Origin of the sequence: Bartonella sp. AP258QHHD, from assembly GCF_042196145.1 — a bacterium.
GTDB lineage: Bacteria > Pseudomonadota > Alphaproteobacteria > Rhizobiales > Rhizobiaceae > Bartonella.
The window spans coordinates 7,544-14,753 of record NZ_JBHIPR010000042.1 but is presented as its reverse complement, the minus strand read 5'-3'; the positions used below and the strand labels follow the sequence as shown (position 1 = coordinate 14,753).

Sequence of the window (7,210 nt, the reverse complement as noted above, 5' to 3'; positions counted from 1 at the left end):
TTTTTTTGCAGCTTCACACCAATTTCCAAGCGCCCAATCATGGCAACATTGTTGAGTACAGCTGGTGCAACGGGGAAAATATCGCCGGCAATATAAATCTTGCCATCCGTTAAAGTGACGGTCCTTGTGTCTTTGTTGACAAAAGCATCAGCCCGTTCAACGCGGTCTCCTTCTTTTGCCACAAGGCGCCCCAAGCGGTCATGCCGCCCCCTTATAATGGTTTGAACCTCATTGAGTTCACCACTTTGAATAAAGGGACGCGTGCCATAAAACACCACGCTTTGTTGTTCCTCTTTGCCGCGAGATCTGTCAATTGCAAAGGGTAAACCACTTTCATGCTTCATATTAAAACCTCAATAAAATCTTGAATTGTTCGCGAACATCGGCACGCAAAGAAATATTGATGGGTGTTTTGAGTATCTCGACACCACCATTCAGTTCATTGACGTCACACCAAAGCTTTCCAAGGGGGATATCTTGTTTGGGAATGCCGTGAACGAGAATAGAAACAAATGCTGCTTGTTTGCCATCAACATCGTGAAAATCTGTGCGGGCTGCAACAAGAAGCGCCGTGCCCATCGAGGAGGGCTGGAATCTGTTACCACAATGGCTATACACACCATCCAAAGCCTGTTCGACAGGCGCTACAGCATAGCATCTGCGATACCCAATCACGCTATTTTGGCTGTCTTTTAACACGAGATAAAGCGTACGACCATGAAACCATTCTGCCATAAGCATATCGCGTTCATGTTTTTTGACCGAACACCACGGAAAATTTGCCAAATCCCAAGGATAATCAATTTGGTTCCAGCTTAACTCTTCATCCCCATCATCTATCCAATTACCAATAAGCCTGCCTTCTTCTCTTGTGAGCGTGTGATTGATTTCTGTTGTGCGTCCAAAGGAAAACAAAGTGTCCCCAGCTGTTAAGTGAACACCGCTTTCATATTCCAACATGCTGTCATCAAACCGTGACATATTGCATTCAACAGCTTGCACATTATAACCATAGGTCCCACGGCGAAAATCAGAGCGCAAACTTTTGGAAAGATCTGTGATCGCTTCAATAGCTTCAAGGCTTTTGCGTTCAGGCAACTGATCAAAATCAAGTTGAAAGGAGTTCCACCATGCTCGCCCCGTCCAGGCGGGTTGAAAGCGTGCTGTAATCTCTAGCCATTCAAGCCCCATCTCTATTGCCGCAAGTGAGCCACGTATCCGCTGCCATTGAAGCCCTTGATCAATCAAATCATAGAGGTTTGGAACATAAGGTGTCAGTTCACCAAGCCCGTATTCTTCAATCAACCACGGCAAGAAACGGGGAGGGCGTGTGATCAGTTTTGCGCGTGAAATCCCCAAAACAGAACCATCAATATCTTGATGAAAATCGCAAGCATCAGCAAGGCGCTTTTCAAATTCCGTCGCGTTTGTGGGAAGGAGGGAACCAACCATTAGCGCGCACGCCCTTTGAAGTTTAAGGTGATTTTTCCAATCGATAAAATTTCTTCATCACAAACCATACTGTCTTGTGTTGGGGTAATGGCAATGACTTTCTGGACACCAGCAATCATTAGTTTTGAAATCCACCACGACAAACTTAATTCACGACCAATGGCTTGTTCTTGTTTCCAAGCCGTGCGTAAATTTGTTTCCATTGTCGTGAGAATTTTCAAAGATGTTTCTGGTAACAGCCAAACATCTGCTTCTAAATCCAGCACTTTTTTAACAGCAGCGTGAACAATGATTGTATCATTGGTCATGATGATATTTTTTCTGTGAAGAGCTTGTGAAACTGCTTGTATGAGATCTTCAGAGGCTGTTCCTTCTTCATTATTACCAAAAAGAGCAACATAGATGGTTGGGTTTTTGCCTTTACGATAGATAATGGCATCTTTCACTCGACTATCGGCTGTTAAGGCGATAAGTTTGTAATAGGGTTCTGTTCCACTTCCGTTTCCTCCACGGGCATGAAGCTGTATGCGTTCACGATATCTCTCGTCACTTTCACCCTCCATGCGGGCAAGACCATGCCAGTTTCCCAAAGCATCAAGAGATTCACCGGTTGCAAAATCAAGAATGTTGTTGCGTGCTGCCTCGTTAATACGCTGTCTTAAAAGCAACTCTCGATAGCTAAAAGCCTCTATGACTTTTACGGCCGGATCACTTTCAAGAATGGTATATTCAGGCAAAAGCTCTTTTAAATGGACAAGAGCAGCAGCGCGTATTTCTTCAAAAGAAAGTTCTGTGATGATGTCTGGTTTTGCAAGCACTCCATTCATTTTATCAATAATCCTTCCATGGTAATGGGCTTGCCGGATGGCAAATAAATGCCTTCAAAGGATAAAGAAACGTGTCCATTCTCACCCCTTTTAAAATCAATTTTTTTCAATTTAAAACGCGGTTCCCACTTGTCTAAAGCCTCAGCAACAGCAGCATAAAGAGCAACAGCAAAAGCATTATTAACCGGTGCATCAATGAGTTCAGCAACACGTGAACCATAATCACGCCGCATTACACGCGAACCAATCCGCGTTAACAAAATATCAAGGATTGATTGACGCAAATGATCAATGCCGGTTAATGGCTTTCCCGTTGTGCGGTCCATTCCACTGTTCAATTGGGACCTCCTGTCATAGAACCACCAGGGGAAACACCGCCATGAACATGGGTTTCTCCTACATTGGTGTCGTTATGTCTTAATCCACTTGAATGAATGGAAACATTATTCCCAGAATAAAGAGAGAGACTATCATTCGAATTCAGTGAAATGCCATCACCAGCCTTCAAAGAGATGTTGCCTTTTGCGTTTAAATTTATATCGCTTTCTGAAACAATCTTTATGCCTTCCGGTGCGGTAAGCTCTAGCTTGCCACCATCACCTTTTAGTGACACACCATCAGCAATCGTGAGAAGAAATTTTCCACCTGATTTGATATGAATTCCATAAGTATTTTGTTCATCATCATATTCAAGGCTGGTTCCATCAGGGTATATCGTTCGGTGAATGCTGCCCTTATCGGCTGCTTGATTAGCATCGGTGTGAAGTGAACCAACAATCACCCCTTGTGATAAATCCCCTGATGACGAGATAACAACTACTTGCTCTCCAACATCGCGCCCTTCATAAGAGCGTGTTTTACCGGCGCGGGCTTGTGTATCTGGAATCCAGTCACTGACAAGATTGCCACTTTTTATCCGATAGCGTGCGTTTTTATGGTCGACATGGCTAATCTTCCCCACCACAACCATATTGGCCACACGTCTCTTTAGATCTGTGATTTCTTTATCGCGTCGCTCTAACATGAGTAACCTCGATTTTATGGTATTTGTCTTGGTTTCCCATACCTGTTTCGGGTTTAAAACCGACAAGGGGTTCAACAACTCTTTCGGTTGCATTTCCTTCATAAGGGCAGGGGATATTGGTGACGTAAGTCACGTCAAAGGTTAAAATTGCACCGTGGAGTGCTAGAGCGCCATTATCACCAAAGGCAAAAGCAATATTTTGCAGGCGGCATGTTTCAACTGTGTTGTTGAGATTGGGATTAGTGTAGAAAACCTCCTCAACTTCCCATGCTAATTGATCAACAAAACGTGCGCCATCTTCACATGTCGCATAGCATTCAACATCTAGCGTTAAAACACGCCGCCTTAAGCCAAAATCATGTCCATCTTCAATTGTTTCACTTTGTGTTGAGATATTAATAGCTGGCATTGCTTCAATAAATAAATTGAAGTCACGCATATTGAAAACATTGTCACCAGCTGCCGTCTTTGCTGCTTTGATCAACGCAACAAATGTTTCTCTTATCGTCTCGCGGGGGTGCATGGGGGCTCCTGTTCAATTAAGTGCATAAAATGATTGACTAGGATTAATAATGATACTATTATCGGTTATGAGTAATAAAGTTGAAAAAATAATCAGCTTGATGAAAGCATCACCAAAGAACATTAAGTTTTCAGATTTGTTGGCTGTATGTGTCTATTTCTTTGGAGAACCACGGAACAATGGTACAAGCCACTTTGTTTTTAAAACACCGTGGCTTGGTGATCCTCGTGTGAATATTCAAAAAGATTCTGGTAACAAAGCAAAAGCTTATCAAGTCAAACAAGTCTTACAAGCGATAGAAAGGATGAAACATGAACAATAATCATTATACATATCGTGTTTTGTGGTCGCAAGAAGATGAGGAATATGTCGGATTGTGTGCAGAATTCCCATCCCTTTCATGGTTAGATGCTCAAGCAGAGAAAGCTTTAAAAGGTATTATGGACCTTGTTTCAGAAGTTGTTGAGGACATGCAACATAATGGAGAAGAAGTTCCTGTGCCTTTGTCACATGGTAAATACAGTGGTAAGTTTCAATTAAGAATACCACCAGAACTCCATAGAAAACTTGCAATACAAGCCGCTGAAAATGGTGTGAGTTTAAATAGATATATTTCTTCTAAACTTTGAATCTTTTAAAAGTCTATACGTACTAAAAGAAAACTAATTCTTATGAAAACCTCTAAATTAAAACAAATACCCGTTTTCAAGACGGATGAAGAAGCAGAAAACTTTGTTGATACTGCCGATCTTACAGATTATGACTTAACTGATTTTAAATCCGTTCATTTTGAGTTCTTATCTAAAGAAGTCTCTTGACTACCTCCCCACCTTTAACGATAGGGAGGGGAGTTTTGTTTTTAAGTTAAGCAACCTTTTTAATGGGGCTCTCTAGATTTGGTTCATAAGCGCGTAACAAAGAATCCATGCTATGCGGTAACTCTGAATCTCCAAAATCTGTAAGAATTGCTAAAATCTTTGTAATATTGGGTAGTTCATCCTGAAGTTTTGAAATCAAAGCTTTTTCTATTACACTCATAGTGTCAACCAGAGCAGTACAATCTTTATCGCTCATATTTTCATGTCTAGAAAATCGAGATAATGCCATCCATAAGTCACATAAGAAGTTGGTATCTATTTTCATTGTACACCTCCATGGATTTGTTCTCTCAAACATGCCAATCCTCTCGATGTGATTTTCGTTGAAGGAAGCACCTTCTCTGTACCATCTGGTTTTTGAATGGTGATAGCAGGGCAGTCCATGAATCCTTTCTTGATTTTATCCTGATAAGGTAACAGAGGCGCCCCTGGAGCCCGTCGATAGACCCAATCATGTTTACGCAAGTAATCCGTTAAATCCTTTGGTCGTACCTCCAACATCTTTGCTGCTTCAATAAGACCAAAAAGACCATCAGAGCGTTTTAAACCATCTAAAGCTTCTGCTTTTGGAGCCAATTCGGCAATAACATGATCTTTCTGCTCAATTTGACTTTGTAAGTGATTCAAAACACCAAGCAATGCTTCGGGTTTAGAGTAGTCAACTTGTGGTGTTGCTACTTGTTTCAAAAGCCGTTCACATTTGATAAAGTATTGACGCGCTTCATGCCCTTTATCATTACGCTCTATCATCGAAAGATGTTTAGCCATGTCTAACGTAATGTAATATTCTATGCTTGGGCGCCCACCTTTTTCTAAATTTTTAGAAAAACCTATAAAGTCTATATTTTCTCGAAAGTTACATTCTTTAATACGATTTTTAATCCAGTCTGCAAACTTTGATGTAATCTCCAAAAACGCATGCAAATCACGCGCATTAACAGTTTGAACAGTTTCTTGATCAATGACCTGTTCTGATATTTCTATAAGATTGTTCATTATGAACTCCTATTGGTTAGATGTTTGTTAATGACGCTCTAAATAGAGTGCCGGGTGCTAACAAACACGGCCAATAGTCCGTCGTCACACTTTCCCCGTTAGGGTATTGTATAGTGTAACCACACCCGACAACATTATTATATGCACGTAGCATACAATGAGTCAAAGTCTTTAATGTGCGGAGAAAAGATTGTATCGGCAATCTATCCGCTATTGGTTTAAGATGTTCGTTAGGCACCTGATTCGATTATTCATATCCTTATGATGATGTCAATAGATAATATTACATTTTTCTAAATTATATAGGCACATCTTTACTTTATTTATCGACTCACTTTAAAATCTCTCTCTTTTTATTTATAGAGGAGGGGGAGTAATGCGCGACGTACTTGATACAATTGCGATTATTGTATGGTTGTTATCTTTACCAATTATTATCACTGGGATCGTTTTCGTATGTAGAAAAAAATGGCGCAAAATGGGGTTAAAGACTCTTTGTGTTGGCGCTCTATTATTTGTCGGTGCTCCAATAGTAGGTGTTGCTGTACAGAAAGACAAACCAGATCAAGTTGTACATAATAATGAAGTTGTTACCCCCTCTTCGACTCCGTCAATAGATGTTGCTACTCAAGATGAAAGCATGGCTCAGGCACCAGTTGAGAATACTGATAAGAAAATCGCACCCACTCAAGACAATAAATCAGATGAAAATGATGGCCTAGGCTTTTGGGGATGGTTTTGGTTAATCTGCTTTGCATTTTTTGCATTGTCTATTTTTGCTTATTGGCGATACAAACGCAAAAAACGTTTTGAAAAGAAGATTCCAGAACAGGTTTCAGTGTCGCCTTCTCATGCACACTCTTCTTCTGATTTTTCAGTCATTAATAAAACGTCTCCAGCACTTAAAAACGAACGATTGGAAAAGGGGATCAAGATTTTTCTGCTTTGTGCTCTATTGATTGGGAGTATAGTAGCAATAATAAGTATTTCACCATGGTTATTAGTCGCCATTATTATTGTTTTACTTTTGGGGATCGCTGTCCATTTTGAAAATAAAAAAGTAAAGCTTTTTGAAGAACAAGTTGCAATGTTGCTACCAGATATTGAAATAACTAGTTTTTCTGAAGCATGTGAAATGTTTCAAGAACTTGATGCAAGTGAATACGATTATCGTTTAGCACGCAATGAAAAATTGTTGGGTGTTCAAGAACGCGTTTCCTTTGATATTAATAAAAAGACCACACTTTTTGGACGTCTTTTGGTAACAGATCAAGCCATTGTATTTGAAAGCTCTAAAAGGAATGAACGAACTACTTGGACACGAATTGCATCAGTAACGATAACATATCAAGGATGCCAAATTAGTCGCCGTACTGGCGTACCATGGAATTACCAATTCACCGCCTTTTCAAGTCCAAGATTTACAGCAGTAATCCGATCTCTTGGGCAGCCTTATTGACTTTTAAACACACAAGACAAAGATGTTTCATTGTTTTAGCTCCCGCAAGAT

Annotated in this window: 12 protein-coding genes; 4 read left to right on the top strand and 8 right to left on the bottom strand. The window is 40.4% G+C overall.

Features of this window, described 5'->3' with window-relative positions:
* From ACFIMM_RS04045 to ACFIMM_RS04020, 6 genes are all read right to left on the bottom strand, one after another.
* A partial coding sequence (locus ACFIMM_RS04045) for a DUF4815 domain-containing protein (protein ID WP_375682742.1) occupies positions 1 to 344 on the bottom strand: 344 nt, incomplete at its 3' end.
* 1 nt (position 345) lies between these two features.
* On the bottom strand, positions 346 to 1,452 hold the full coding sequence (locus ACFIMM_RS04040; RefSeq protein ID WP_375682741.1) for a phage tail protein: 1,107 nt from the start codon (positions 1,450 to 1,452) through the stop codon (positions 346 to 348).
* Positions 1,452 to 2,279 carry a baseplate J/gp47 family protein gene (locus ACFIMM_RS04035; RefSeq protein WP_375674225.1) on the bottom strand — a complete coding sequence of 276 codons (828 nt, stop codon included), beginning with the start codon at positions 2,277 to 2,279 and terminating at the stop codon, positions 1,452 to 1,454. The genes ACFIMM_RS04040 and ACFIMM_RS04035 overlap by 1 nt, the downstream gene beginning before the upstream one ends.
* Positions 2,276 to 2,617 (bottom strand): GPW/gp25 family protein, encoded by a 342-nt coding sequence (locus ACFIMM_RS04030; RefSeq protein ID WP_375612353.1) that lies wholly within the window; start codon positions 2,615 to 2,617, stop codon positions 2,276 to 2,278. The genes ACFIMM_RS04035 and ACFIMM_RS04030 overlap by 4 nt, the downstream gene beginning before the upstream one ends.
* Positions 2,614 to 3,303 (bottom strand): phage baseplate assembly protein V, encoded by a 690-nt coding sequence (locus tag ACFIMM_RS04025; RefSeq protein WP_375682740.1) that lies wholly within the window; start codon positions 3,301 to 3,303, stop codon positions 2,614 to 2,616. The genes ACFIMM_RS04030 and ACFIMM_RS04025 overlap by 4 nt, the downstream gene beginning before the upstream one ends.
* A complete protein-coding gene (locus ACFIMM_RS04020; protein ID WP_375692634.1) occupies positions 3,284 to 3,826 on the bottom strand; it encodes a hypothetical protein in 543 nt (180 codons plus the stop codon). The genes ACFIMM_RS04025 and ACFIMM_RS04020 overlap by 20 nt, the downstream gene beginning before the upstream one ends.
* 49 nt (positions 3,827 to 3,875) lie before the next feature.
* Here ACFIMM_RS04020 and ACFIMM_RS04015 point away from each other — a divergent pair, with 49 nt between their 5' ends.
* Genes ACFIMM_RS04015 through ACFIMM_RS04005 form a run of 3 tightly spaced genes read left to right on the top strand, consistent with a single transcriptional unit; the run spans position 3,876 to position 4,644 of the window.
* The gene (locus ACFIMM_RS04015; RefSeq protein ID WP_375628353.1) at positions 3,876 to 4,148 is read left to right on the top strand and encodes a toxin HicA; all 273 of its coding nucleotides are present in this window, start codon (positions 3,876 to 3,878) and stop codon (positions 4,146 to 4,148) included.
* Positions 4,138 to 4,455 (top strand): type II toxin-antitoxin system HicB family antitoxin, encoded by a 318-nt coding sequence (locus ACFIMM_RS04010; RefSeq protein WP_004856761.1) that lies wholly within the window; start codon positions 4,138 to 4,140, stop codon positions 4,453 to 4,455. The genes ACFIMM_RS04015 and ACFIMM_RS04010 overlap by 11 nt, the downstream gene beginning before the upstream one ends.
* 42 nt (positions 4,456 to 4,497) lie before the next feature.
* A complete protein-coding gene (locus tag ACFIMM_RS04005) occupies positions 4,498 to 4,644 on the top strand; it encodes a CopG family antitoxin (protein WP_375628355.1) in 147 nt (48 codons plus the stop codon).
* A gap of 46 nt (positions 4,645 to 4,690) precedes the next feature.
* Here ACFIMM_RS04005 and ACFIMM_RS04000 read toward each other — a convergent pair whose 3' ends face one another.
* On the bottom strand, positions 4,691 to 4,969 hold the full coding sequence (locus tag ACFIMM_RS04000) for a hypothetical protein (protein WP_375628357.1): 279 nt from the start codon (positions 4,967 to 4,969) through the stop codon (positions 4,691 to 4,693).
* The gene (locus tag ACFIMM_RS03995; RefSeq protein WP_375682738.1) at positions 4,966 to 5,700 is read right to left on the bottom strand and encodes an antA/AntB antirepressor family protein; all 735 of its coding nucleotides are present in this window, start codon (positions 5,698 to 5,700) and stop codon (positions 4,966 to 4,968) included. The genes ACFIMM_RS04000 and ACFIMM_RS03995 overlap by 4 nt, the downstream gene beginning before the upstream one ends.
* Positions 5,701 to 6,076: 376 nt before the next feature.
* On the opposite strand from ACFIMM_RS03995, the gene ACFIMM_RS03990 reads away from it, so the two are divergent.
* Entirely contained in the window at positions 6,077 to 7,159 is a 1,083-nt protein-coding gene (locus ACFIMM_RS03990; protein WP_375682737.1) for a hypothetical protein, read from the top strand.
* Positions 7,160 to 7,210 lie beyond the last annotated feature (51 nt).